Annotated in this window: 26 protein-coding genes; 17 read left to right on the top strand and 9 right to left on the bottom strand. The window is 60.0% G+C overall.

Annotated features, from left to right (window positions below; genetic code table 11):
- The first annotated feature begins 48 nt into the window (after positions 1-48).
- From Q1B27_RS15020 to Q1B27_RS15005, 4 genes are all read left to right on the top strand, one after another.
- Complete coding sequence (locus Q1B27_RS15020; protein WP_299848622.1) at positions 49-534, top strand: hypothetical protein; 486 nt, start codon at positions 49-51, stop codon at positions 532-534.
- Between the two features lie 189 nt (positions 535-723).
- The gene (locus Q1B27_RS15015; protein WP_299848621.1) at positions 724-1,527 is read left to right on the top strand and encodes a trypsin-like peptidase domain-containing protein; all 804 of its coding nucleotides are present in this window, start codon (positions 724-726) and stop codon (positions 1,525-1,527) included.
- On the top strand, positions 1,524-2,336 hold the full coding sequence (locus tag Q1B27_RS15010) for a trypsin-like serine protease (RefSeq protein WP_299848619.1): 813 nt from the start codon (positions 1,524-1,526) through the stop codon (positions 2,334-2,336). The genes Q1B27_RS15015 and Q1B27_RS15010 overlap by 4 nt, the downstream gene beginning before the upstream one ends.
- Positions 2,337-2,493: 157 nt before the next feature.
- Entirely contained in the window at positions 2,494-2,967 is a 474-nt protein-coding gene (locus Q1B27_RS15005) for an Hsp20 family protein (protein WP_299848618.1), read from the top strand.
- Positions 2,968-3,043: 76 nt separating this feature from the next.
- Here Q1B27_RS15005 and Q1B27_RS15000 read toward each other — a convergent pair whose 3' ends face one another.
- The 5 genes from Q1B27_RS15000 to glmU all read right to left on the bottom strand — a co-directional run bounded on the left by Q1B27_RS15000 (position 3,044) and on the right by glmU (position 8,154).
- On the bottom strand, positions 3,044-3,595 hold the full coding sequence (locus Q1B27_RS15000) for a DUF4157 domain-containing protein (protein ID WP_299848617.1): 552 nt from the start codon (positions 3,593-3,595) through the stop codon (positions 3,044-3,046).
- A gap of 148 nt (positions 3,596-3,743) precedes the next feature.
- On the bottom strand, positions 3,744-4,430 hold the full coding sequence (locus Q1B27_RS14995) for a DNA alkylation repair protein (protein ID WP_299848616.1): 687 nt from the start codon (positions 4,428-4,430) through the stop codon (positions 3,744-3,746).
- Positions 4,427-4,972: a pyridoxamine 5'-phosphate oxidase family protein gene (locus Q1B27_RS14990; RefSeq protein ID WP_299848615.1), complete on the bottom strand. Its 546-nt coding sequence runs from the start codon at positions 4,970-4,972 to the stop codon at positions 4,427-4,429. Before Q1B27_RS14990 ends, Q1B27_RS14995 begins: the two co-directional genes overlap by 4 nt.
- Before the next feature lie 3 nt (positions 4,973-4,975).
- Complete coding sequence (glmS, locus tag Q1B27_RS14985) at positions 4,976-6,799, bottom strand: glutamine--fructose-6-phosphate transaminase (isomerizing) (RefSeq protein ID WP_299848614.1); 1,824 nt, start codon at positions 6,797-6,799, stop codon at positions 4,976-4,978.
- On the bottom strand, positions 6,799-8,154 hold the full coding sequence (glmU, locus tag Q1B27_RS14980; RefSeq protein WP_299848613.1) for a bifunctional UDP-N-acetylglucosamine diphosphorylase/glucosamine-1-phosphate N-acetyltransferase GlmU: 1,356 nt from the start codon (positions 8,152-8,154) through the stop codon (positions 6,799-6,801). The genes glmS and glmU overlap by 1 nt, the downstream gene beginning before the upstream one ends.
- Positions 8,155-8,301: 147 nt before the next feature.
- Here glmU and Q1B27_RS14975 point away from each other — a divergent pair, with 147 nt between their 5' ends.
- Both Q1B27_RS14975 and Q1B27_RS14970 read left to right on the top strand, forming a co-directional pair.
- Entirely contained in the window at positions 8,302-8,967 is a 666-nt protein-coding gene (locus Q1B27_RS14975) for an HAD-IA family hydrolase (protein WP_299848612.1), read from the top strand.
- 185 nt (positions 8,968-9,152) lie between these two features.
- Complete coding sequence (locus Q1B27_RS14970) at positions 9,153-10,349, top strand: aminotransferase class I/II-fold pyridoxal phosphate-dependent enzyme (protein WP_299848611.1); 1,197 nt, start codon at positions 9,153-9,155, stop codon at positions 10,347-10,349.
- A gap of 1 nt (position 10,350) precedes the next feature.
- Here the strand turns inward: Q1B27_RS14970 and Q1B27_RS14965 are convergent, their stop codons facing one another.
- Complete coding sequence (locus Q1B27_RS14965) at positions 10,351-10,821, bottom strand: CreA family protein (protein ID WP_299848610.1); 471 nt, start codon at positions 10,819-10,821, stop codon at positions 10,351-10,353.
- A gap of 240 nt (positions 10,822-11,061) precedes the next feature.
- Between Q1B27_RS14965 and Q1B27_RS14960 the strand changes: the two genes are divergently transcribed.
- From Q1B27_RS14960 to Q1B27_RS14950, 3 genes are all read left to right on the top strand, one after another.
- A complete protein-coding gene (locus tag Q1B27_RS14960; protein WP_299848609.1) occupies positions 11,062-12,225 on the top strand; it encodes an isovaleryl-CoA dehydrogenase in 1,164 nt (387 codons plus the stop codon).
- Between the two features lie 149 nt (positions 12,226-12,374).
- Positions 12,375-12,719 (top strand): lysozyme inhibitor LprI family protein, encoded by a 345-nt coding sequence (locus Q1B27_RS14955; protein ID WP_299848608.1) that lies wholly within the window; start codon positions 12,375-12,377, stop codon positions 12,717-12,719.
- Positions 12,720-14,276 (top strand): AMP-binding protein, encoded by a 1,557-nt coding sequence (locus Q1B27_RS14950; RefSeq protein ID WP_299848607.1) that lies wholly within the window; start codon positions 12,720-12,722, stop codon positions 14,274-14,276. It abuts the gene before it with no gap.
- A gap of 65 nt (positions 14,277-14,341) precedes the next feature.
- Here Q1B27_RS14950 and Q1B27_RS14945 read toward each other — a convergent pair whose 3' ends face one another.
- On the bottom strand, positions 14,342-14,959 hold the full coding sequence (locus Q1B27_RS14945; RefSeq protein WP_299848606.1) for an OmpW family outer membrane protein: 618 nt from the start codon (positions 14,957-14,959) through the stop codon (positions 14,342-14,344).
- Positions 14,960-15,101: 142 nt separating this feature from the next.
- Between Q1B27_RS14945 and Q1B27_RS14940 the strand changes: the two genes are divergently transcribed.
- The 7 genes from Q1B27_RS14940 (at position 15,102) to Q1B27_RS14910 (ending at position 23,201) form a co-directional block, all read left to right on the top strand.
- Positions 15,102-16,712, top strand: a complete 1,611-nt coding sequence (locus Q1B27_RS14940) for a carboxyl transferase domain-containing protein (protein WP_299848605.1) — start codon at positions 15,102-15,104, stop codon at positions 16,710-16,712.
- A gap of 212 nt (positions 16,713-16,924) precedes the next feature.
- The gene (locus Q1B27_RS14935) at positions 16,925-18,871 is read left to right on the top strand and encodes an acetyl/propionyl/methylcrotonyl-CoA carboxylase subunit alpha (protein WP_299848603.1); all 1,947 of its coding nucleotides are present in this window, start codon (positions 16,925-16,927) and stop codon (positions 18,869-18,871) included.
- The gene (locus tag Q1B27_RS14930) at positions 18,871-19,539 is read left to right on the top strand and encodes a glutathione S-transferase family protein (protein ID WP_299848602.1); all 669 of its coding nucleotides are present in this window, start codon (positions 18,871-18,873) and stop codon (positions 19,537-19,539) included. Before Q1B27_RS14935 ends, Q1B27_RS14930 begins: the two co-directional genes overlap by 1 nt.
- A complete protein-coding gene (locus Q1B27_RS14925) occupies positions 19,536-20,192 on the top strand; it encodes a glutathione S-transferase family protein (RefSeq protein WP_299848601.1) in 657 nt (218 codons plus the stop codon). Before Q1B27_RS14930 ends, Q1B27_RS14925 begins: the two co-directional genes overlap by 4 nt.
- A gap of 1 nt (position 20,193) precedes the next feature.
- Complete coding sequence (locus Q1B27_RS14920) at positions 20,194-21,048, top strand: hydroxymethylglutaryl-CoA lyase (protein ID WP_299848600.1); 855 nt, start codon at positions 20,194-20,196, stop codon at positions 21,046-21,048.
- Between the two features lie 12 nt (positions 21,049-21,060).
- On the top strand, positions 21,061-21,852 hold the full coding sequence (locus Q1B27_RS14915; RefSeq protein WP_299848599.1) for a crotonase/enoyl-CoA hydratase family protein: 792 nt from the start codon (positions 21,061-21,063) through the stop codon (positions 21,850-21,852).
- A gap of 89 nt (positions 21,853-21,941) precedes the next feature.
- Entirely contained in the window at positions 21,942-23,201 is a 1,260-nt protein-coding gene (locus Q1B27_RS14910) for a hypothetical protein (RefSeq protein ID WP_299848598.1), read from the top strand.
- Positions 23,202-23,207: 6 nt separating this feature from the next.
- On the opposite strand, the gene Q1B27_RS14905 is transcribed toward Q1B27_RS14910, so the two are convergent.
- Positions 23,208-23,537 carry a copper-binding protein gene (locus Q1B27_RS14905; RefSeq protein ID WP_299848597.1) on the bottom strand — a complete coding sequence of 110 codons (330 nt, stop codon included), beginning with the start codon at positions 23,535-23,537 and terminating at the stop codon, positions 23,208-23,210.
- Entirely contained in the window at positions 23,534-24,052 is a 519-nt protein-coding gene (locus Q1B27_RS14900) for a DUF4142 domain-containing protein (protein WP_299848596.1), read from the bottom strand. Before Q1B27_RS14900 ends, Q1B27_RS14905 begins: the two co-directional genes overlap by 4 nt.
- Positions 24,053-24,155: 103 nt before the next feature.
- Between Q1B27_RS14900 and Q1B27_RS14895 the strand changes: the two genes are divergently transcribed.
- Positions 24,156-25,142, top strand: a complete 987-nt coding sequence (locus Q1B27_RS14895; protein WP_367181354.1) for an AraC family transcriptional regulator — start codon at positions 24,156-24,158, stop codon at positions 25,140-25,142.
- The last annotated feature ends 11 nt before the right edge of the window (positions 25,143-25,153 follow it).

Raw genomic sequence — 25,153 nt, 5'->3', positions numbered from 1 at the left:
GCGGAACTTGCCATTGAAGCCTGCAAAGGGGGTGGCTAGATTGGGGATATGAAACAGGTTTTTGCGCTATTCTCGGTTGTTTTGGTTGTTGCGGGCTGTGCGCAGTTGCAATGGCCCGGTAAATCCCAGTCATCGGCAGGGCAGATGCCGCCGGCTACGGCGACTGAGGTGGTACCTGAAAACGATGTCGCGCCGGTACCGGCCGCCGCGCGTACGGTGGACGAGTTTGATACGGCCACAACGGCGCAGAAGGCGGCAGCGGCCTCGTCGGGTGGGGGTGTGAGCCTGGGTGCCACGATTGCTTCTCTCGGGTCGCCATCAGAGCCAGGGTTTTGGTTGAAAACGCCGTTGGTGGATGCGCCTGCCAAAGGGCGGGCGGTCTATCCGCAGACAGGCAAATCTGTTGAAGTTGATCTGATCCCCATTGATGGGCCGAAAACAGCGGGTAGCCGGATGTCACTGTCCGCAATGCGCCTGATCGGCGCGCCATTTACCGGGTTGCCGGAAATCAAGGTTTTTCGGACCGGAAGCTAGGCTAGTCCTTTGAACCTCAACCCGGCCTGCTTTTGAAAGGTGAAGTCCAGGATCGCCGATTCCCCGCAAAGGCAGGGGATTTTGCAACGGTATGAAAAATTTCCTGTGCTGCGTGTCAGACGCCCTATTTTTGCCCCAAAACCTCACTAGCTTGACACCAACTTTGTTCAGGATGTCGGAGACTTTGATTTGCGCGTAATTTCGTTAGTGATTGCTTTGACGTCTCTGGTTTCCACCGCAATTGCAGAAGATAGCCGGTTGCAACGGCTTGATACCGGCGATGACGGGCGGGCATGGGAGGCTGTCGGTCGCCTGGATATCAACGGTCGCGGATTTTGCACCGGGGCGCTGATCGCGCCCGATTTGGTGCTGACCGCCGCACATTGTCTTTTCAATAGCGACTCGGGTGCGCGTGTCGATCATACCAAGATCGAGTTTCTGGCAGGGTGGCGCAATGGTCGCGCTTCGGCCTATCGCTGGGTGAGACGGGCGGTGGTCCATCCCGATTTTGACTATGCGGGTGCTGCGGGTGAATTGCGGGTGCGCAACGATGTCGCTCTTTTGGAACTGCACCATCCGATCAAAAACACCCGGATCACGCCGTTTTTGACTGATCGCCGGCCGCGCAAAGGGCAGGAAATCGGTGTCGTGAGCTATGCGCGTGACCGGTCCGAGGCACCATCATTGCAAGAGGTTTGTAATGTCAGGGCGCGTCAGATGGGTGTGCTGGTCATGTCCTGCGATGTCAATTTCGGATCTTCCGGTGCCCCGGTTTTCAGTTTCGAGGGCGATGAGCCCAAGATCGTTTCGGTCGTGTCGGCCATGGCAGAGGTGGATGGAACGAAAGTATCGCTTGGCACACAATTGCAGGAGCCGCTGGAAGTCTTGCGCGCTGCATTGGATGCCGGACAGGGCGTATTTCAGCATGCTGCCCCGAAAATGTTCAGCAGTACCGAGCGGCGGGACACCGGGGCGAAATTCGCCAAACCATGATCCGTAAGAGCCTTCATATTGCAGCACTGATGCTGATTGGCCTGGCAACGCAGGCCTCGTCCGGAAGCGGGTTGATCCGTCTGACGGATCGCGATGACCTTTTTGGATGGGAGGCCGTAGGGCGAATCGAGATTGGCAAGCAAGGCTACTGCACCGGGGTTCTGATTGCGCCAAATCTGGTATTGACCGCCGCGCATTGTGTATACGATCGGCAAAATCAGCTTCATGAAGCCGCGAGTTTGCGGTTTCGAGCGGGCCTGCGTGACGGCGAGGCGATTGCCGAGAGTGCCATCGCCCGTGTCGCAGCGCATCCGGGGTACGATCCGAACCGGCCCTATGGCGCGGAAAACATCCGCCATGATGCAGCATTGCTGGAACTGGCCCAACCAATCTCGACTGCGATTGCCGATCCGTTCATTCTTCACAAACGTACCGCCGACGGACAGCGTGTGAGCGTGGTATCTTACGGGCAGGGGCGTGATGATGCACTGTCCTGGCAGCGTGATTGTGGACAGTTGTGGCAGCACCAGGGTCTGATTGCTTTTGATTGCGACATCACCTTTGGATCGTCGGGTGCCCCGGTCTTTGTGCGCGAAGGCAGCCGGGCACGTATCTTGACGCTGGTGAGCGGCGGAAACATGGATGATGGCACCCCGGTTTCTTACGGTATGGAGCTTGCGCCCCTGGTAGGACAGCTAAAGCGCGATTTGAGGGCCATGCCTGCGGCACCGGTCGCGAGCGGTGTCATTCGGCGACTGAAAGTGGGTCAAGGCGGTGGCGCATCGGGCGCAAAATTTGCAAAGCCCTGAATTTCAAAGAACTTTCCCCACCCGCAGGGGTCTTGAAACCTAAAAAACCACTCCCCACATAATAAATGTTCCGGCGCCTCAATGAGGGCCGGGCAGCAAACCGCCTGTCCCACTGGGAAGGCATAATTTCAGTTGTCGCTCAAATGGAGGATGACCCATGCGTAACTTTGACCTGGCCCCGCTTTACCGGGCTACCGTTGGCTTTGATCAGATCGCAGACATGATGGATCGCGTGCTGTCCAGCGAAATCAGCCAGCCTACATACCCCCCGTATAACATCGAAAAAACTGCGGATGATACGTATCGTATTTCGATCGCAGTCGCCGGTTTCTCCGATGCCGATCTGTCGGTTGAGGTGAAAGAGGGGTCGCTGATCGTATCGGCCCGCAAATCGGATGAAGACGACAGCAAAACCTATCTTCATCGCGGTATCGCGACCCGTGCGTTCGAACGCAAGTTCCAGCTTGCCGATCATGTGCGTGTCAATGGCGCGGCCCATGCGGACGGAATGCTGCATATCGATCTGGTGCGAGAAGTGCCCGAGGCGCTGAAACCCCGCCGCATCGAAATCGCCAGCCGAGCTGCGATTGAGCAGGAAAAAGACGTGGTTGACGCGAAAGCCGTCAACTGATCCGAGCCAATCGAAAATTCAGGGCCCCGGTCGAAACGCCGGGGCCTTATCTGTGCCGCGCAACGGTTGTATTTCCTTATTCCTTTTGTCGTTGCAGCGCTGCCGCGCCCATCTGGTCGGCTTCGCGTTCCAAAGCCGGATCATCGTTGACCGCCGTGCCATCGGTAAGTGTGGTGGTTGGCGCAACCCGACCCTGACGTTGTTGAACAACGTGCCATGCCTCGTGAGGCAGGTGATTGTCCTGACCCGGTGCCAGGTGGATTGCGTTTCCCTGAGCAAAGGCATGGGCATTCACCTGCGCTGGCGCCGTGGCGTTGCGGTGGACGCGAACGCCGTCCATGGCGACGCCGGAAAGCGACTCGATTCCGGATCTGAGATCGTCAGGCAGATCGGAGCTTTCTTTACGTTGAAGGGTGGGTGAGGCCGGGTCCGTCATTTGCCGCAGGGTTTTCTGGCGTTGCACTACGGAGCTTTGCGTTACCATGCGGTGCAGGGCTGATTGGCTGGCAAGCCTCGGAGTCAGATTGGTCGATTGAGAAATTTTCCCCTGCGCAGCATGCGTTTCCGACACCGGGGTATCTGGCGTGAAATTATCTCGTGCGATACGTTGCTTTGGGGGTGCTTTCATACCGCCATGCTCCGGAATACCCTGATGTCGAAAAATGCTTGAGCGATCATAACACAATTTATACGGGTATCACACAAGGCTGAAATCGTGCGCTGAAGCTAGCCTCATACCAGTATTTTTACAGATCACGGCGTGAAGCGTGGCCGGCCTAAGCCTGGCGGGGCAGGTGTTTCTCAGCCTCGCGCCGGGCAAAGGGTTTCATGTGCTTGCCGTTTTCGGCCATGAAGGCGCGTACACGGTCGGCATCGTGTTTGGAAAGATCGCGCAACCACCATGCGACGGATTTCTGGATAAACCAGTTTTCGTCCCGCACATAGGTTGCAGCCCATCCCAGCACGCGTTCGCGGATTGCGGCATCTGCCGGTTTGGGGTGGTTCTGCTTGGTCCAGGGCAGGGTGATGACCATCGCGGCGCGGCGGGTCCAGTGGCTGTCGGATTGGGTCCAACTCTCAACCTCGTCCACGCGGGCGGGATCGGCCTGAAGACGTTTCTGCCCGGCCATGCAGGCATGATCGGCTATTGCCCAGCTGTCGAAATCCGGCACCCAGGATTTAATTAGGTGCCAACTGCTTTCGTCCGGGCGAATGCGGGCCTGGGTCAAAAGTTTCGCCGCCGCCAGACGGGCCTCGAAAACATCGGTCTGCCAAAGGCCATCTGCCAATGATACGCGGTCGTCCACGGAAAGCTGCCCGCGCCATTCCTTGGTCAGGTCGTTGATCGCCGGATTGGGAATGCCCAGATAGGTGCGTGGCACTTTGTGGTAGGCCGCCATCCCTTCGGCGCGACCGGGCTCGATCAGGGTGTTGAGTGCTGCAAGAGCTTGTTCTGGCGTCATGTTTTGGCAATACCTGTCGGCGCGCCGTCAAGCGTTTGCGCGTTTCGTTCGGCCCAGTAGGTCTGGATGCCATCCTCACCCTTATCCGCGGCCCAGTGTTTCAGCGTGTCGCGGTCACCGGCATGTTCAAAGAAGGGTACCGCATAGCCGCAAGATTTCTGCACCATGTCGATGGTCATGTCGTAAAGCTGGCGCATACCAAGCTGGTCAGGGAAATGTGCCACCAGTTCCGCCCAATCGGCATCGCGCGGGTGGAGGGTGCGGGCGGTGCCATAGGCGCGCAGGATCATCGGCTGTTTGGTGAACGAGCACCACATCAACGTCATCCGGTTGTTCTGTGCCAGATGCCCGGCGGTTTCATTGCCGCTGCCGGTGAAATTGCGCCAGAGGATGCGGTTTGGCCCCAATACGCGCAGGCTGTCCATGCCTTTGGGTGAGATATTAACCTTGCCCGTGGGTCCGGCGGACCCAGTGAAAAACAGGTGCTGTTGACCAATGAATTTGATGTGCTGGTCGCTCAGGCTCTCGAATTGCGTTCCCATCGTTCATTCCACCGTGACTGATTTGGCCAGGTTGCGCGGCTGATCCACATCGGTGCCCTTGGCGATCGCCGTGTGATAGGCCAGAAGCTGGGCGGGCAGCGCATAGAGTATCGGCGTCAGGATCGGATCCACCTGCGGCATGATCAGATTTTGCCACACATCGTCACCTGCTTCCTTCGCGCCTGCCGCGTCGGTCACCAGCATCACCTTGCCACCGCGCGCCATCACCTCTTGCATGTTTGACACGGTCTTGTCGAAAAGCCCGTCTCGCGGGGCCATGACAACTACCGGCATCTTCTTGTCGATCAGAGCGATGGGGCCGTGCTTCAATTCCCCAGAAGCATAAGCTTCGGCATGTATATAACTGATTTCTTTCAATTTTAATGCCCCTTCAAGGGCGAGCGGATACATCAGGCCACGGCCCAGGAACAACACACTGTCCGCTTCGGCCAGACGCCGCGCCGATTTTTTGAAATCCGCATTCTGCTCGAACGCGTGATTGAAGGTGCCGGGAAGGGCACGCAGATTTGACAGCTTGTCTGCGAATTCCTCGGGGCTGATTGTGCCGCGTGTGTGGGCAGCCTTCAGGGCCAGCAGCAGCAACACTGTTAGCTGGCAGGTAAAAGCTTTGGTCGAGGCGACGCCGATTTCTGTTCCGGCATGGATGGGCAGGGCCAGATTGCTTTCGCGCGAGATCGAGCTTTCAGCAACATTGACGACCGAGACGATCGTGTCGGCCTTGTCTTCGCAATAGCGCAGTGCTGCCAGCGTGTCGGCGGTTTCGCCCGACTGGCTGACGAAAAGCGCGGCCGTTCCCTTGCTGACGGGCGGTTCGCGATAGCGGAATTCCGAGGCGATATCGACCTCGACCGGCAAGTGTGCCAGTTGTTCGAACCAGTATTTAGCGGTCAGACAGGCGTAGTAGGCCGTGCCACAGGCCACCATCACCATCCGGTCGATCTTGGTGAAATCCAGTCCCTTGCCGGGCAGATCAATGTCGTTGCCATCCTTGTTGAGATAGTAGTTCAGCGCGTTCGAGATGACGGTGGGTTGTTCAGCGATCTCCTTGGCCATGAAATGCTTGTGCCCGGCCTTGTCGACACGCGCACTGTCGATCTGAACGGTCTTGATCTCTCGATTGGCAATGTTGCCTTTGGCATCGGTGATCTCAAGGCTGTTGCGGGTGATGACCGCCATGTCACCCTCTTCCAGATAGGTGATCCGGTCGGTCAGCGGCGCCAGTGCTATCGCGTCAGAGCCCACGAACATTTCGCCGTCACCATGCCCGATGGCCAACGGGCTGCCCTTGCGCGCGGCAATCAGCAGATCCCCTTCGCCATCGAAAAGGAAACAAAGCGCATAGGCCCCGTCGAGCTTGGCGATTGTATCGCGTGCGGCCTCTACTGGGCTGCGACCTTGCGACAGGAAGTACTGCACAGTTAGCGCGACGGTCTCGGTGTCTGTATCGGTCTCGAACCCGATGCCGTGCCCTGCAAGTTCTTCGCGCAGTTCACGGTAGTTTTCGATAATCCCGTTATGCACAACGGAAACGGGGCCGGCGCGATGTGGGTGAGCATTTGACACGTTTGGCGCGCCATGCGTGGCCCATCGTGTGTGGCCGATGCCGGATTTACCCGCGAGCGGTTCATGCACCAATAGATCGCTGAGGTTGACCAATTTGCCAACTGCGCGCCGACGATCCAGCCGATCATTGTTGACGGTCGCAATACCGGCGCTGTCATAGCCACGATATTCCAGCCGTTTGAGCGCCTCAACCAGAATAGGTGCTGCTTCGTGATGGCCCAATACCCCTACAATACCGCACATTATTCTGCCCCTTTATCGCGTTTTATTTTTTTTGATTTCAGCATTTCGAACAATTTTAGCGCAAAGCCCAGCTTTGTGACCTGCGGAGCGCGGGCCACGGCCATTGCCCCATCGGGTACGTCCTTGTTGATCACTGACCCAGAGGCCGTCATGGCATTATCGCCAATGGTGACCGGTGCGATCAGCATGGTGTTAGAGCCGATAAAGGCGTTTTTGCCGACCTCTGTATGGTGTTTCATTACGCCGTCATAGTTGCAGGTGATTGTTCCCGCGCCGACATTCGTTGCTTCGCCCAGATGGGCGTCGCCGACATAACTCAGGTGATTGACCTTAGCACCTTCGTCGATAACGGCGTTCTTGATCTCGACAAAGTTGCCGATGCGGGTGTCTTCGGCCAGTTCGGTGCCGGGGCGCAGGCGGGCATAGGGGCCAACGATAGCTCCGCGAGAGACATGACAGCCCTCAAGATGCGAAAAAGCCCGGATATGCGCACCGGATTCGACCGTGACGCCTGGGCCCAAGACGACGTTCTGTTCCACGATCGTGTCACGACCGATCACAGTATCAAAGGCGAAGTGAACCGTTTCGGGAGCGGGCAGTGTGATGCCATCGTCGAGTGCCTGCACACGGGCGCGTGCCTGAAAGGCGGCTTCGGCCTGTGCTAGTTCCGCACGCGAGTTGATGCCCATTGTTTCGGTTTCGTCGCAGGCAACCGCCGTGGCGCTGAGGCCCTTTTTGCGCGCGATTTCAACGATATCGGTCAGGTAGTATTCGCCCGAGGCATTGTTGTTGCCGACCGCGTCAATCAGCATGAATAGCTGGTTTGCATTGGCTGCGACGACGCCGCTGTTGCAGAATGAAATCGCGCGGGTGGCCTCATCCGCGTCTTTGAATTCGATGATGCGTTCCAGTGTATCGCCTTGCATCACCAGCCGCCCATAGCGGCCCGGATCAGCAGCATTGAAGCCCAGCACCACGACATCATGCTTCTTGCGCGCCTCAGCCATGCGCAAAAGCGTCTCTTCGCTGATGAAAGGTGTGTCGCCATAAAGTACGATGGCATCACCTGTGTGATCCTTGAGCGCTGTGGCGGCCTGAGATACGGCATGGGCAGTGCCTAGCTGTTCGGTCTGGTGGGCGATCTGCACGCTGTCATCATAGGCGTTTACGGCTTTGGCCACCGCGTTGCCATCATGACCCACGACCACAACGCTGGCGTCTGGTTCGAGCACCTGACCGGCGCGCAACGCATGGACCAGCATCGGGGCGCAGGCGATCTGATGCAGAACCTTGGCCTTGTCCGATTTCATGCGGGTGCCTTTGCCTGCGGCCAGGATGATCAGCGCTGTGCCCATGTGGTTTCTCTTTGTAATTACGATCCGCCCGTTTTATCCGGAAAGAAGACCGGCGCAAGGTGGCGTGGGATCAAACTAGGTTGCGGGATGTGACAGAGATGTGCGGAAAGTCGCCTATCTTGTTGAATTAAAGGGGAAACGAGCGGTATGCGAACAGTGGTTTTTGACCTTGATGGCACCTTGGCGGACACCAGCGGTGACCTGATTGCGGCCGCGAATGCCTGTTTTCGGGAGATGGGGGTAGGTGATCAGTTGGATGCCGGCGCCGACGCGGGAACCGCATTGCGGGGTGGACGTGCGATGTTGCGCTTGGGGTTGGAACGTTTGGGCCGGGGTGAGGATGAGGCCGAGATCGACCGCTATTATCCGGTGCTTTTGAACGCCTATGAAAGCGCGATTGATACCCATACTGTGCTGTATCCTGGTGCCATGGCCGCTGTTGAAGTGCTGCGCAGTGATGGCTATGCGGTGGCGATTTGCACCAACAAACCGGAATATCTGGCGCGGCTTTTGATGAATCGCTTGGGCGTTTTGGACGTTTTTGGCGCGCTGATCGGGGCCGATAGCTTGCCCACTCGCAAGCCCGACCCGGAAACGCTGTTTGAAACCGTCCGGCGTGCTGGTGGCGATACAAGTCGCTGTCTGCTGGTGGGTGATACGATGACGGATCGCGAGACCTCGCGCCGGGCCGAGGTGCCATCGATCCTGGTGACTTTCGGGCCAAATGGCGGGGATGTTGCGGGATTGGTCCCGGAGGCAACCATCGACCGATATGAGGAACTGCCGGGTGTGGTGCAGCGTCTTATCGGCTGAGGGGGGGGGCGAGCAGTCAGAGTGCCCGGCGCGCCCACCCACCCGCCCCGCACTGGGCACTCTGCCCACATGCGACGGGCGCGTTCTTCGAAAAAGGCGTAAAGGCTTTGTGGCTTTTTTAATGAAACGCGAAAGCCGGGCCTGTGGCATTGACGCGCCGGGACGATGGCCCCAGAAATACAGGCATGACAGAAGTATTTTCAGGCAGTTTCACCCAGCAGGAACCGATCCCCGATGAGGGGATCAAAGCAGCGTTGGAGGTGATGCAGAGCGGGCGTTTGCACCGCTATAACCTGCAACCGGACGAGGTGGGCGAAACCGGCCTGCTGGAACAGGAATTTGCCAGCTATGTCGGAGCCAAATATGCCTTGGCCGTAGCCTCGGGCGGGTACGCTCTGGCGACCGCATTGCGGGCGGTTGGGGTCAAACCAGGCGACAAGGTTTTGACCAATGCCTTCACGCTGGCGCCGGTGCCCGGATCTATCGCCAGCATGGGCGCGGTTCCTGTATTTGTTGGGGTGACCGAGGACCTGACAATTGATCTGGAGGATCTGACCGTCAAGGCAGAGCAGGCCAATGTGCTGATGCTGAGCCACATGCGCGGGCATCTGGCGGACATGGACCGGCTGATGGCGATCTGCAACGATTCGGGCCTCATCGTGATTGAGGATTGCGCCCACACGATGGGAGCAGCCTGGAAGGGGCGGGCGTCGGGACGCGACGGATTGATCGGCTGCTATTCGACCCAGACCTACAAGCACATGAATTCGGGCGAGGGCGGGTTCTTTGTAACAGATGATGACGAGGTGATGGCGCGGGCCATTATCCTGTCGGGGTCATACATGCTTTATGGCCGCAACGGCACGGTGCCGCCGCCCGAGGTGTTCGAGCGGGTCAAGTATGAAACCCCCAATGTTTCAGGCCGGATGGACCATCTGCGCGCCGCGATCCTGAGGCCGCAGTTGCGGGCGCTGAACGATCAATGCAATGCCTGGAATGCACGATATGACCTTGTAGAAAAGGGTTTGCGCGGCACGCCCGGTTTGACGGTGATTGACCGGCCCGAGGCGGAAACCTATGTCGGATCGTCGATCCAGTTCCTATTGCTTGACTGGGAAAACGAGGCCATTGACGAGGTTTTACACCGCTGCAAGGCCCGCGGAGTGGAACTGAAATGGTTCGGCGGGGCAGAGCCTTCGGGGTTCACCAGCCGCTATGACAGCTGGCGCTATGCCCCCTCGGAACGGATGCCAAAGAGCGATCGTATCCTCAAGGGAATCATCGACATGCGCCTGCCGCTGACCTTCAGCCTGGAGGATTGCGCGCTGATTGCCCGGATCATCCGCGCCGAAGTCGGCGCGGTCTTTCAGGCGCAGGCATAGTTCATTCCGCGAAAGCAGCCCTGATCGGGACTGTCGAGATCGACACCTTGGCCGAGCCTTCGGTCAGCTCGCGCGAGTGCGCGAGATATATCAATGTCTGGTTTGGTTCGTCATAGATCCGCTTGATCCGGATTGATTTCAGGATGATCGAACGGCTGGTGCGGAACACATCTTCGCCGCCTTTACCCCGGTCGATATCGCCCAGCGTGATCGGCCCGGTCTGTTGGCATTCAATCGCGCTATTGGACGGGTCTTCGAACCAATTGCCCTTTGATATACGGTCGATCAGCCCACGCTCGAAATAGGCGATGTGACAGGTCACGCCATCGACCTTTGGGTCTTTCACCGCCTCGATCACGATGTCATTGCCAACCCAGTCGACGCCGATCTTGCCGATCTCTTCCGCCTTGGCGAGCAGCGGAGAGCATGCCGCCAGCGCCGCGCAGATCAACAGTTTGCCTGATCTCGCCATCAGAAAAGCAAGCGAGACGAAAAATTGGATGGCGGTTGGCAATGCGGGGCAGACATCTCTGTCTGTCGGAAAATCTTGATCTGGTCGTCGACCATGGCGGTACCTTCTTTCTCTTGGTGAGCAGGGTCAACCCGCCGCGACGGGTTGGGTTCCATCTTAAACCTTGCATGGGATTGACGCGACTCACCTTGCATCCTATAAATGAACAAGTGTTCAATAAATGCGAAAGGCGCAACAGAGATGTTCAATGCGGTGATGCAATTTGATCTGGGTGAAGATGTGAATGCGCTGCGCGAGATGGTGCATCGCTGGGCGCAGGAGCGGGTCAAGCCGATGGCGGTGGAGGTCGACGCCTCGAACGCGTTCCCGAATGAACTTTGGACCGAGATGGGAGAGCTGGGCCTTTTGGGTATCACCGTGCCCGAGGAGTTTGGCGGCGCGGGCATGTCGTATCTGGCGCATGTTGTCGCTGTGGAAGAGGTGGCGCGCGCGTCGGCGAGTGTTTCACTGAGCTACGGCGCGCATTCGAACCTGTGCGTCAACCAGATCAAGCTGAACGGCACAGATGAGCAGCGGCACAAATATCTGCCCGGCCTAATCTCGGGCGAGCATGTGGGCGCGCTGGCCATGTCCGAGGCGGGCGCGGGCAGCGATGTTGTCAGCATGAAACTGAAGGCCGAAAAGCGCAATGATCATTATCGGCTGAACGGCAACAAATACTGGATCACCAACGGACCGGACGCCACCACGCTGGTCGTATACGCCAAGACCGACCCTGACGCCGGATCGAAGGGCATCACAGCCTTCATCATCGAAAAATCCATGACCGGTTTTTCAACCAGCCCGCATTTCGACAAGTTGGGTATGCGCGGCAGCAATACGGCTGAGTTGATTTTTGACGATGTCGAAGTGCCGTTTGAAAACGTGCTGGGCGAGGAAGGCAAGGGCGTGCGCGTGCTGATGTCCGGTCTGGATTACGAGCGTGTGGTTCTGGCGGGGATCGGCCTGGGGATCATGGCGGCCTGCCTGGACGAGGTCATGCCCTACATGGTCGAACGCAAGCAGTTCGGCCAACCGATCGGAAATTTCCAACTAATGCAGGGCAAGATAGCCGACATGTATACGGCGATGAATTCGGCCCGGGCCTATGTTTACGAGGTGGCCAAGGCTTGCGACCGGGGTGACGTTACCCGTCAGGACGCCGCCGCCTGCTGCCTTTATGCTTCTGAGCAGGGCATGATGCAGGCGCATCAGGCGGTGCAGGCGATGGGCGGGGCGGGCTTCCTGAACGACGCGCCCGTCGCGCGCATCTTCCGGGACGCCAAGCTGATGGAAATCGGTGCGGGTACATCAGAAATCCGCCGCATGTTGGTGGGTCGAGAATTGATGAGTGCGATGGCATGAGGATGATTCTGGCGGCCACGGTTATGACAGCGGGTAGTGTCTCCGCGCAGGATCTGGTGTTTTCACCAAGGGCAGTTGAAGCGTGTTTAACAAGTGCCGCAAGCGAGTCTGATCAGCGTGTTTGCATCGGGTTGTCCGCGCGGGCCTGCATGGCAGATAGCCCCGGTGGCGACACGACGGTTGGAATGGGTGGTTGTCTGGATCGTGAGTGGCAGTATTGGGATGGCCGCCTGAATACCGCCTACAAGCGTCAGATGGGGCGGGCCAAGGCGATTGACGCTGAAATGGCCGATCTGGGTGCCAACGTACCAAGCCAATCCGATGCCTTGCGTGATATGCAGCGGGCGTGGATTCCGTTTCGTGATGGCAAATGCGGCTATGAGTATTCGCAATGGGGCGGCGGCACTGGCGGTGGCCCTGCGATCACCGCGTGCATGATGGTTGAGACCGGCGAGCAGGCACTTTACCTCGAAAATGCGGGGCTTGGCGATTAGATGCTGGAGCGCGCGGCCTCATATGACGCACTATGCGCCGGTTTCGACTGGAACCTGCCGGCGCGGCTGAACATGGCGGCGCAGGTCTGCGATGATTGGGCGGCCCGGAAACCGGACCGCGTGGCAATCATTGATCTCACCGATGGGCGGCGCGATTTCAACTATAGCGAGTTGCGGCGCCTGACCGACGGACTGGCGCATGAACTGGTGGCGAGGGGCGTGAAACCGGGCGACCGTGTTGGCGTGTTGCGCTCGCAAGGTGTGTGGACGGCGGCGGCGCATATCGCGATCTGGAAAATCGGCGCGATTTCAATCCCCTTGTTCAAGCTCTTCATGCGCGAGGCATTGCTGAGCCGGGTGAACGATGCCGGGGCCGATCTGATCATTACCGATCCGGAAGGGGCCGGGATGCTCGACGGTCAGACACCGATTTGCCCCGAGGATCTGAACCTGAGCGACGCGCCGTTTGAGACAGCCGAGACCGGGCCGGACACGCCCGCCGTTCTAATCTATACCAGCGGCACCACCGGCAGCGCCAAGGGTGCGTTGCATGGGCACCGGGTGCTGACCGGCCACCTGCCGGGGGTGGAGTTGCCCCATGATTTCCTGGGGCAGGCGGGTGATTGCCTCTGGACCCCCGCGGATTGGGCCTGGATCGGCGGGCTTTTTAACGTTCTGATGCCGGGACTGGCGCTGGGTGTGCCGGTGGTGGCGGCGCGGATGGCGAAGTTTGACGTTGATGACTGTCAGCGGATCATACGGGAGGCGCAGGTCAGAAATATCTTCTTCCCGCCCACGGCGCTTAGGATGCTCAAGGCGGCAGATGCGCAGATTAACGGATTGCGCACGGTGGCCAGCGGCGGCGAGCCATTGGGCGCGGAGATGCTGGATTGGGGGCGGCAGGCGTTCGGGCTGACGATCAACGAGTTTTACGGCCAGACCGAATGCAATCTGGTCGCCTGTTCCTGTCAGCAACTTTTCGACCCCCGGCCCGGCTGCATTGGCCGGGTGGTGCCGGGGCACGAAGTGGCTGTACTGGACAAGGATGCGCAGACGACGGATGCCGAGGGCGATGTGGCGGTCAAGCGCGGCTCGGCCTCGATGATGCTGGAATACTGGCACCGTCCGGAACAGACCGCCGATAAATTCAGGGGCGACTGGATGCTGACCGGTGATCGCGGCATCTGGGAGGGGGATTTCCTGCGCTTTATCGGCCGTGAGGATGACGTGATTACCTCATCCGGGTACCGGATCGGCCCGGCGGAGGTTGAGGATTGTTTGTTGCAGCACCCCGCGGTGGCGACAGTGGGCGTGGTCGGTAAACCCGACGCCTTGCGCACCGAGATCGTGAAAGCCTATGTGGTGGTAAAGCCGGGGGCCGGACCGTCGGACACCCTGGCCGACGAGCTGAAGGAATTCGTCAAGACACGTCTGGCAAGGTATTCATATCCAAGGGAAATCGGGTTTCTTGAGGAATTGCCGATGACCGTGACCGGCAAGGTCATCCGCCGCGAGTTAAAGGCGCGGGCGGCGGCGGAAACGGGGGCGCAGAAATGATGCTCCACGCCCCCTCGAGTATCGCCGACCGGGCCACGCAAAGCCCTGATCCTGCTGTCACTGCATTAGAATTTATGCACGTAGGCGACGCCGAATACCCACGGGTCGATCTTGACCTTGCCGACTGGGGCACCACCGATTTTGACGTCGGTTTCGATGTCGATGTAGCGGATGTCGGCGCGCAGGGATCCGTGTTCGTTAAAGGCATAGTCGACGCCCGCGTGAAGCGCGTACCCCCAGGAATCATCCAGATCGACAGCGGTCCCAGCCAGCGGTCCGACACCACGATCGTCAAAGAAGTAGGTGTAGTTCAGACCGGCACCGACGAAGGGTGTGAAGTTGGACTGGTTGGTGAAGTGATATTGCAGCGACAATGTGGGCGGCAGGTGCTTGGTCTTGGCGACCTCGCCGGTGCCCACAAGGTTGATGTCATGTTCGAACGGCCAGGCGACCAGCAATTCGACGCCGAGCCTGTCTGCGATGAAGTATTCCGCAGTCAATGTCGGGCGAATATTGGCGTCAACGTCGATCAGACCGGCGGTGGTGCGGCTGTTGCTGCCATCTGGGGTGACCGAGTGGATACCGAAGCCCAGGGTGATGTCGCCTTTGGATTGCGCGAAGGCGGGGAGGGCAGCGGTTCCCATCAGCGCGGCGAGTGTAAGTGTGGTGAGTCTTTTTGTCATCGTTCCATTCCTTCATCGAATGAAACCGATTTATGCCGCGCCGCAGCGAGATTCTTTGATGTACGTCAACATCGTTCACAACGGCGTGAGTGGTGCAGTTTTGCAACGCCTACTTCCGGCCAGACACAGCGTGTGAGGACCCATGAAACTTAAGTCACAGGCGATCCCCTCGTCAGAGGGATTTCAGAGTAACCGACGAGGCCATCTTGAGGCGCTGTCCGTGGTCGAAGACGCCGCGGCATCGGCGGCCATCGGCGGCGGCGAAGCGGCGCGCGAGAGGCATCTGAGCCGGGGCAAGATGCTGCCGCGCAACCGGGTGGCAGGGCTGCTTGACCCGGGCTCGGCCTTTCTGGAGGTGGGAGCGACAGCGGCGCATGGCATGTATGATGGTGCTGCCCCCTGTGCCGGTGTGGTGGCTGGGATCGGCCGGGTGCAGGGCACCGAGTGCATGATTGTCTGCAACGATGCGACCGTCAAAGGCGGCACCTATTACCCGATGACGGTCAAGAAACACCTGCGCGCGCAGGAGATTGCCGAAGAATGCCATTTACCCTGCATCTATCTGGTCGATAGCGGCGGGGCGAACCTGCCCAATCAGGATGAGGTCTTTCCAGACCGCGATCACTTTGGCCGGATTTTCTATAATCAGGCGCGGATGAGCGCCAAGGGCATCCCGCAGATTGCCGTTGTCATGGGGTCCTGTACGGCGGGCGGAGCCTATGTGCCCGCCATGTCGGACGTGACGATTATCGTTAAGGATCAAGGCACTATCTTTCTGGCGGGGCCGCCGCTGGTGAAGGCCGCGACCGGGGAGGAAGTGACCGCCGAGGATTTGGGCGGGGGTGACGTGCATACCCGGCTTTCGGGCGTGGCGGACTATCTGGCCGAGGATGATGCCCATGCGCTGGCTCTGGCACGGCGGGCCGTTGGGCACCTCAACCGGGGTGGTGGGGTGAACCCCACCTTACGGATGGAGATACCCGAGGAGCCGGCCTATGATCCCGAGGAAATCCTTGGGGTCGTGCCGGCGGATCTGCGCACGCCTTACGATATCCGCGAGGTAATCGCGCGTTTGGTCGATGGGTCACGCTTTGACGAGTTCAAGGCGCGGTTTGGCGAGACGCTGGTGTGCGGATTTGCCCATCTGAAAGGCTGCCCGGTCGGGATCATCGCCAATAATGGCGTGCTCTTTTCCGAGGCGGCGCAGAAAGGCGCGCATTTTGTCGAACTGTGCAGTCAGCGCGGTACACCGTTGGTTTTCCTGCAGAATATCACGGGCTTCATGGTCGGGCGGAAATATGAAAACGAAGGCATTGCCCGGCATGGGGCCAAGATGGTGACGGCAGTGGCCACGACCAATGTGCCCAAGATCACCATGGTTGTGGGCGGATCGTTCGGGGCCGGGAACTACGGCATGTCGGGCCGGGCCTATCAGCCGCGGTTCATGTGGACATGGCCCAATTCGCGCATCTCGGTCATGGGCGGTGAGCAGGCGGCGGGCGTGCTGGCCACGGTCAAACGTGATGCCATCGAGCGCAAGGGCGGCAGCTGGTCCGCCGAAGAGGAGGCCGAGTTCAAGCGCCCGACGATCGAGATGTTCGAGCGCCAGTCGCACCCGCTTTATGCCAGTGCGCGGCTGTGGGATGACGGGATCGTGGATCCACGCAAATCACGGGATGTATTGGCCCTGTCGCTGAGCGCGGCACTCTGTGCACCCATAGAGGAGACACGCTTTGGCGTGTTCCGGATGTAAGAAAATGCACGTCGGTATAACGTCGGTATCTTGTCGGTATGACGTCGGTGCGGTGGCGGTCTTGCCTTCTGCCCGTACAGGGCGGCCCCACCCACCCACCCGCCGCCCCGTACGGGCAGGGTGGCGTGCGTTGCCGGTGGTGTGTTTGGAGATTTCTGAAAAGTTGACGCATCGGCGATCCGCTGCGTGCTGGGGGATGGAGAGAGGCCAAGATGTTTGACACGATCCTGATTGCGAACCGAGGTGAGATTGCCTGTCGGGTGATCGAAACTGCCCGGAAGATGGGTGTCCGCTGTGTGGCGGTCTATTCGGATGCCGACCGCGCGGCGCGCCATGTCGAACTGGCCGACGAGGCGGTGCATATCGGCGGCTCGGTGCCCGCGGAAAGTTACCTGAAGGGGGATGTGATCATCGAGGCGGCGTTGGAGACCGGTGCGCAGGCGATCCATCCCGGTTACGGTTTCCTGAGCGAGAACCCCGATTTCGTGGAAGCGGTCGAAAAGGCCGGGCTGGTTTTCATCGGCCCATCGGCCAGCGCCATACGGGCCATGGGGCTGAAGGATGCCGCCAAGACGCTGATGGATCAGGCAGGCGTGCCCGTGGTGCCCGGCTATCATGGGGATAATCAGGACGCGGCCCATCTGGCGGCGGAGGCAGAGAAGATCGGCTATCCGGTGCTGATCAAGGCGGTTGCGGGCGGCGGCGGCAAAGGCATGCGGCTGGTGGACGCCGCCGGGCAGTTTGACGACGCCCTTGAAAGTGCGCGCAGCGAGGCGGCCAAGGCCTTTGGTAATGACGCGGTGCTGATCGAGAAATTCGTCGAAAAGCCGCGCCATATCGAGGTGCAGGTGTTTGGCGATGGCACCCGTGCGGTGCATCTTTTCGAGCGCGACTGTTCGTTACAGCGGCGGCATCAGAAGGTGATCGAAGAGGCCCCGGCGCCCGGCATGACCGAAGAGATGCGCACGGCGATGGGGCAGGCAGGTGTCCGCGCTGCCGAGGCGATTGGCTATGCCGGGGCGGGTACGGTGGAATTTATCGTCGACGGATCGGACGGGCTGCGCACCGATGGGTTCTGGTTCATGGAGATGAACACGCGCCTGCAGGTCGAACACCCGGTGACCGAGGCGATTACCGGCGTCGATCTGGTGGAATGGCAGTTGCGAGTGGCCAGCGGTGAGGCCTTGCCCGCGCGGCAGGAGGATCTGTCGATCAACGGGCATTCCTTTGAGGCGCGGCTATATGCCGAGGACGTGCCGAAGGGTTTCCTTCCGGCCACGGGTACGCTGGCGCATTTGAAATTTCCACCCGACGCGCGAGCGGATACCGGGGTGCGAACCGGCGACGAGATCAGCCCGTTTTACGACCCGATGATTGCCAAGCTGACCACCCATGGCGCGACCCGGGCGGTGGCGTTGCGGCGTCTGTCGACCGCGCTGGCCACCTGTGAGGTGGCCGGGACCGTCACCAACCTGAGCTTTCTGGGCGCGCTCGCCGCGCATAAGGGGTTTGCGGCGGGGGATGTCGATACCGGGCTGATTGCGCGCGACATCGAGGATCTTGTTGTCGAGCCGGACCCCGGACCACGCGAGGTGGCGCTGGCGGGGCTTGCGGCCTCCGGCGCGCTGGACCTGGCGGGGGCAGAGGTCGGCTTTGCCCTTTGGGTGCCGGTGGGGCGGTTGCAGGGGTTGCGCCGCGGCGACGACACTTACGAGATGCGGATCAGGACGCTGTCGGAAGATGCCCATGACATTGTCATGGAGGACGCGGTTGTCGAGGCGCGCCGGGTTGGCGGGCGTTGGCAGCTGAATGGCAAGGTCGCGCCCGACGTCGTGGTCGCGGGCGGGCAGGTCACGGTTTTCGCGCAGTACGGGATGAGCTTTGACATCATTGATCCGCTGGACCGCGACAGCACGGCGGCGGGCGATGCCGCGGTGATCGAAGCGCCGATGCCGGGATTGGTGAAATCGGTGCATGCCAAGCCCGGGCAAAAGGTGGCACAGGGCGACAGGCTGGCAGTGCTGGAAGCGATGAAGATGGAACACAGCCTGCTGGCGGCACGCGACGGTATCGTGGCCGAGGTGCTGGTGACCGAAGGCGATCAGGTGACGGCGGGCGCGGCGCTGGTGCGGCTGGAGGACGAGGCCGAGGCGGCGTGATGTCCGGGGCCGGTGGCACTCTGACCCTGACGGGCTATTGCGACAGTGTTTACACGCGCAGTGTCCGGATCGCGCTGGCCGAGAAAGGCGCGTTCTATCAGTATGTTGAGTGTAACCCGTTTAACACGGCGGATGCGCTGAGAGTGATGCAGGTGCATCCCTTTGGGCGGGTGCCGGTGCTGGAGGATGAGGGGTTCCGCATCTACGAGACCCCGGCGATCCTGGATTATGCCGAAGGTCTGGAGGGGCCAAGCCTGGTGCCCGCTGACCTGCGCCGTGCCGTGCGGATGCGGCAGGTGATCGCCCTGGTCGACAGCTATGCCTATTGGCCGCTGGTGCGACAGGCGTTTTCCCACGGCGCTTATCTGCCGCTGATTGGCGAAGAGACGGATGCAGTTGAATTGCAGGCCGGGCTGGACGCCGCCCCCCGGGTGCTGGACGCGCTCGAAGAACTCGCGACCGAGGGGCTGGTGCTTAATCCGGGGCAGGTCTGTCTGGCATCGTGCCATCTGTTCCCGATGCTGGATTATTTCGCCATGGTGGCGGAGGGCCGCGAGATGCTGCTGATGCGCGACGGGCTGAGCGCCTGGATGTACTGGATGGGGCAGCGCGCCTCGGTGATCGGGACGCGGCCTGTCGTTGCCAACAGGGAAGGGGACGCAGAATGAAGCTGCATCACGTACCGTTTTCACGCTCTTTCCGGGTGCTGTGGTTGCTGGAGGAACTGGGGCTGGAGTGCGAGATCGTGCCCTATTCGATCCGCGATGGCAGCCTGCGTGATCCGGCATTCCTGGCGATCTCGCCCGCGGGCCGGGTGCCGGCGCTGGAGACCGGTAAAGAGGTGCTGTGCGAAAGCGGCGCGATCCTTCAGCACCTGTGTGAAATGTATCCCGAGGCCGAGCTGGCGCCAGTGCCAGGCGATGTGGCGCGGGCGCGGTATCTGGAACTGATGGGCTATGCCGAAACCATGGCAAGCCTGATCGAGAACCTCAACATGCAGCATATCTTTCTGCGTGATCCGAGGCAGGCCTCGCCCGTGGTGATCAAGTTGATCACCTCGCGCCTCGGAGCTGCGCTGGCAGGGTTGGAGACAAGGCTGGGGGAGCGGGAGTACCTGCTGGACTCGGGTTTTTCGGCGGCGGATGTAATGCTGGGTTTCAATCTTTTTGCAGCACCTTATTACGTCAAACTTGATCCGTTCGAGGCGCTGGTGGCCTATTGCGACCGGCTGGCGGCGCGGCCCGCCTACCAGAGCGCGCGGGCGAAGGACGGCAAGCAGGACATTTACAGCCGGGATTTCTATCCCGTACCGGAGGCGTGACATGGCTGATTTCGTCGAGATATTCGAAGTGGGACCGCGCGACGGATTGCAGAACGAAAAGCGTCAGATCCCCACGGCGGAGAAGATCGCGCTGGTCGATTGTCTGAGTCGTGCCGGGTTTCGCCGGATCGAGGTCGCCAGTTTCGTGAGTCCGAAATGGGTGCCGCAGATGGCGGATTCCGCTGACGTGCTGGCGGGGATCAAACGGGCAGGCGGCATCCGCTATGCGGCGCTGACGCCCAACATGCGCGGTTTTGACGGTGCCATCGCGGCGCGGGCGGATGAGGTGGCAATCTTTGGCTCGGCCTCGGAAGGGTTTTCCAAGGCCAATATCAATGCCACGATCGCCGAAAGCCTGGAGCGCTTTGCCCCGGTTGCCGAGGCGGCACAAGCGGCTGGGTTGCCGGTGCGCGGCTATGTCTCCTGCGTGAGCGACTGCCCCTATGACGGCCCGACCGATCCCGGGCAGGTGGCACGCGTGGCGTGGCAGCTTTTCGACATGGGCTGTTACGAGATTTCGCTGGGCGACACGATCGGGCAGGGCACGCCCGACCGGATCGGCGCGATGCTTGACGCGGTGGCCAATGAGGTGCCGGTGGCGCAGCTTGCCGGGCATTATCATGACACGTCAGGGCGCGCGCTGGATAATATCGAGGTCTCATTGTCACGCGGTGTGCGTGTCTTTGATGCCGCAGTCGGGGGTCTAGGCGGATGCCCCTATGCGCCGGGTGCGGCGGGGAATGTCGCGACCGAGGCTGTGCATGCGCGCCTGACCCAACTGGGCTATGACACGGGGCTGGACCCGCAAGTGCTGGATGACGCTGCCGTGATGGCGCGGGCCATGCGGCAGGACTAAGAGGAACACGAGATGTTTGAGACGATAGCACTTGAAAAAGATCCGCGCGGGGTGGCGACGCTGTGGCTGAACCGGCCTGAGAAACACAATGCGTTGTCGGCGCAGATGATTGCGGAGTTGTCTCAGGCGGCTCGCGATCTGGCAGCGGACGCATCGGTGCGCGTAGTGGTGTTGGCGGGACATGGAAAATCCTTTTGCGCGGGGGGCGATCTGGGTTGGATGCGGGAACAGTTCGACGCCACGCCCGAGCTGCGCGCGACCGAGGCGACCAAACTGGCCATGATGCTTAATGCGTTGAATACGTTACCTAAACCTCTGATCGGCCGGGTGCATGGCAACGCCTTTGGTGGCGGTGTTGGCATCGCCAGTGTCTGCGACGTGGTGATCGGTGCGGATCATGTCAAAATGGGACTGACCGAGACCAGGCTGGGCCTGATCCCGGCCACGATCGGGCCTTATGTCTGCGCCCGGATGGGAGAGGCCAAGGCGCGGCGCGTCTTCATGTCAGGGCGTCTTTTCGGCGCGGCGGAGGCGGTTGATCTGAACCTCATGGCGCGCGCCGTGCCGGTCGATGATCTGGACACGGCGATCGAGGCCGAAGTGGTGCCTTACCTGGCCTGTGCGCCGGGCGCGGTGAGCCGGTCCAAGGCGTTGTTGCGCGCTTTCGGGCCGCGCATTGACGAGGAGGCCATCGCCCATTCAATCGCCGAACTCAGTGCGTGCTGGGCCGGTGATGAGGCCCCCGAAGGCATCGGCGCGTTCTTCGACAAGCGGAAACCGAAATGGAACACCGACACAAATTAGGAATGACTTAACTTTAATGTTGTTGACAGGGAGATATGGCGACACCTACTGATCACGGAATTGAGAGAATTATTCACGGATTTGTGATCATGGTACGAGTGCTTAAATATCTGACTGCTTCTTTTATCGCTTTTTCAATCCCTTACGCAGCGTCGGCTGACGTGACTTCAAGATCGGACCGTGTGGCCGCCTATTCCTTTGACGACGTGATCAAGACCGACCTTCGGTATTCGGAACAGATGTTCGACCGGCAGGATCACGTTACGGACAAGATTGCAGTGGCCCTGCGCGCCCGCCAGTCCGGCGTGCTTGCTCCGTTGAGTTTCTATTTCGGCGGTCGGTTGGTGATGACCTATATCTCGGAGAAAACTAACACGGCGGGCAAGTTCCCGATCCTGTCGCGGCTGCCGCCGACCCATACTTCGGGCAAGTCTGATTCCTACGGTGTGCTGAACGAGGCGTCGCTGAACGCCACGATTACCTTGCCCTGGGTCACGGCCTTTGTGCAGGGCGAATATACCGAGGTCGAATATCCCGGCCAGGAAGACCTGCAATTGCGCAAATACTGGGTGGCCGTTGGCGATCTTGATCGCGCGCCGTTCTATGTGGGGGTCGGGCGCAAGACCGTGAATTTCGGGAATTTCGCCTCCTATGCCCCCTTCACTCACAGCCATAGCAGCCACTATTTCTGGTCGCAGACCGATGATCCGCTGATCGAGCTGGGATATGTGACCGACCGCACCCATCTTGCGCTGTCGATCATTCCCGAACATCGCGGGTTGCGGGTGATCAGCAGCCCCGACAATGACGGTGATCTGTCGAATTTCGCGCTTAATGGTACGCACCGGTTCGATCTGGCCAATGCGCGCAGTGTGACGGTGGGCGGCGGATATCTTCGCGGCACGATCTATGACAGCACCATCGCGCATCACCCACCCGGCGTGGGCATCAACCGGTCGTGGAACAACGCCTATAATGTGAATGCGACCTATAGCGGTTCGAATTACGATGTGATGGCAGAATTTACCCAGACCGCCGATAGTTGGCCCGCGACCGGCCACAAAGTGTCGGCCACAACGCTGCAAGGGCGCTACCGGTCCAAGATCCTGGGCAAGCCCGCAGTCTATTCGCTGACCGCCAGTCGTGGTGTGCAAGGTGCCAACGGCACCGAGTGGGAGCGGATGGAGCAGGTCATCCTTGGGCTAGAGTTCGAGCCGACCCCGCATGTGAAACTGGGCGCGGAATACATGTATAACGCTGGCTTCGTGCCGTTGATCCTGCCGACGCGCGTGGGCGACCGCAGCGTCGAATCCCATACATTCATCGTAGGTGCTGAACTGACCTTCTAAGCCTTTTCATCCGATGTTGAGCCGCCCGGTCATCGCCGGGTGGAAGGCGCAGAAATAGGTGGGCGTCCAGTCGTCGGCAACGATGAGTTGCTTGCTTTGCCCCTGTTCCAGCGCGCCCGTATCCCAACTGCCATCGTCAGCGGTGGCAGTGTGTGGGGCGAGGTCTTCGTTGATGAACAAGATGCGATCGCCGACCGCCACGGTCTGTGTCTCTGGTTCGAACGTGAAATTGCGGATGCTCACTTTATGATCGCGCCCCTCTGCGCGCGCCCCGGTGGCCGGGAAGAGGGCGCTGCCAAGCGCCCCCATCAGGATCGTGCGACGGTTGGGCGTCATTGGACCGCCTTGACCATCATCTCGGCGTGATCTTCATGGACCTTGAAGATTTCAAGCCCCTGTTCGAACAGCGCCTTCACCTCGGGGTGGTCGATATTCGGGATGAAGGTGTTTTCCACCAGGTTGTTGACGGCCTTGTGGTAGCCCAGTTCGTTTTCCGCATAGGCGCGGTCAAATTCGGCCCCGCGAAGGTCTGAGAGGCGGTTAATGATCTCTTCGGAATCGGCGGCCAGTTTCTGGGAAAGGAAATTGTCCTGTGCCTCAGCGCCCAGTTTGTCCAGAAGTTCGAGCGCAGCGGCGTTCACCGCCTCGTGGTCACGGATCATTGTCTTGGCGAATTCATGGATTTCAGGCGTGGTGCTGATCGCCAGGGCCAGATGGGCATAGCGGATGTCGATATTGTCGGCGACATAGGCCACATGGGCGATTTCCGTATCGCTGAGTTTGGCCGGATCTTCGGCCAGGGCGGGTGTGGTGGCGGTTAATAAAAGAGTGGCGGCAAGCAGGTGTTTCATCTCTTCCTCATTTTGTAGGGGTTATGGTCCTTCAAATAGAGGCTGCATGTCCTGAACTTTGAATGCTGTAGAGTACAGAATTCATGTCTGATCGTTCAAACGGATGGACGTGTGGGAATTAATCTATAACTATCGCCTCATGACAGACTTGCTAAGCGATATCCTGATGCGTTTATCCATGAAGGGAACGTTGTATTTCCGCGCCTCTTTCAGGCCGCCCTGGGGGGTGCGCGTGCCAAGCTATTCGAATGTTGCGCGGTTTCATTTCGTGCATCGGGGTGAATGCATGATCCGGCACGAAAAGGGCGGTGATCCGCTGCGTCTGGCGCAGGGTGATCTGGTGATCATCCCCGGCGGGGCGGGGCATGCCTTGTATTGTCAGCCCGAGACGGAACTGGATGCCCTGCCACTTGAGACCGTGCTGGAACGCGCAGGCTATAAGGGCGAGGGGGTTCTGGTTTATCCCGGCGATGACAATCTTGAGGATCGTGAGACGCAGTTGATCTGCGGGCATTTTTCAATCGCCGAGGGGCAGGAGCATCCGATTTTCGACCGCCTGCCGGCGCTGGTGCATATTCCGGATTATGGCGCGCAGGCCGGGCAGTGGATGGAGGCGACGCTGCGGATGATCGGTGCGGAAACCGGCGGGCAGGCGATGGGGGCGGACCTGATCGCGCTGAAACTCTCCGAGACGATTTTTGCCCAGGCGATCCGCGCCTTTCTGTCCAGTTCCGAGGCCGAGGATGCAGGGCTGTCGGGTTTTTCCGATCCGCAACTGGCGCGGGCGCTGACGATGATCCATGCCGACCCGTCGCATGGCTGGACGCTGGATATGCTGGCACGCGAGGCTGGCATGTCGCGCACCGGTTTCGCGGTTCGGTTTTCCGAGAAGGTTGGCATGCCGCCGCTACAATATGTGACCTATTGGCGGATGCAGCTGGCCTGCCGCGCGCTGCGTGAGACGGGCCGGTCGGTGGCCGAAGTGGCCGCCGAGGTGGGGTACAATTCGGAATCCGGTTTTTCACGCGTTTTCAAGAAAGAAAAGGGCCTGCCGCCCGCCCGATACCGCGCAGCCATGGCAGCGGCCTGAACAGGCACGGC

This window comes from uncultured Roseovarius sp. (assembly GCF_947489715.1).
GTDB lineage: Bacteria > Pseudomonadota > Alphaproteobacteria > Rhodobacterales > Rhodobacteraceae > Roseovarius.
The sequence above is the reverse complement of the archived record's forward strand: the minus strand, read 5'-3'. Positions and strand labels throughout refer to the sequence as shown.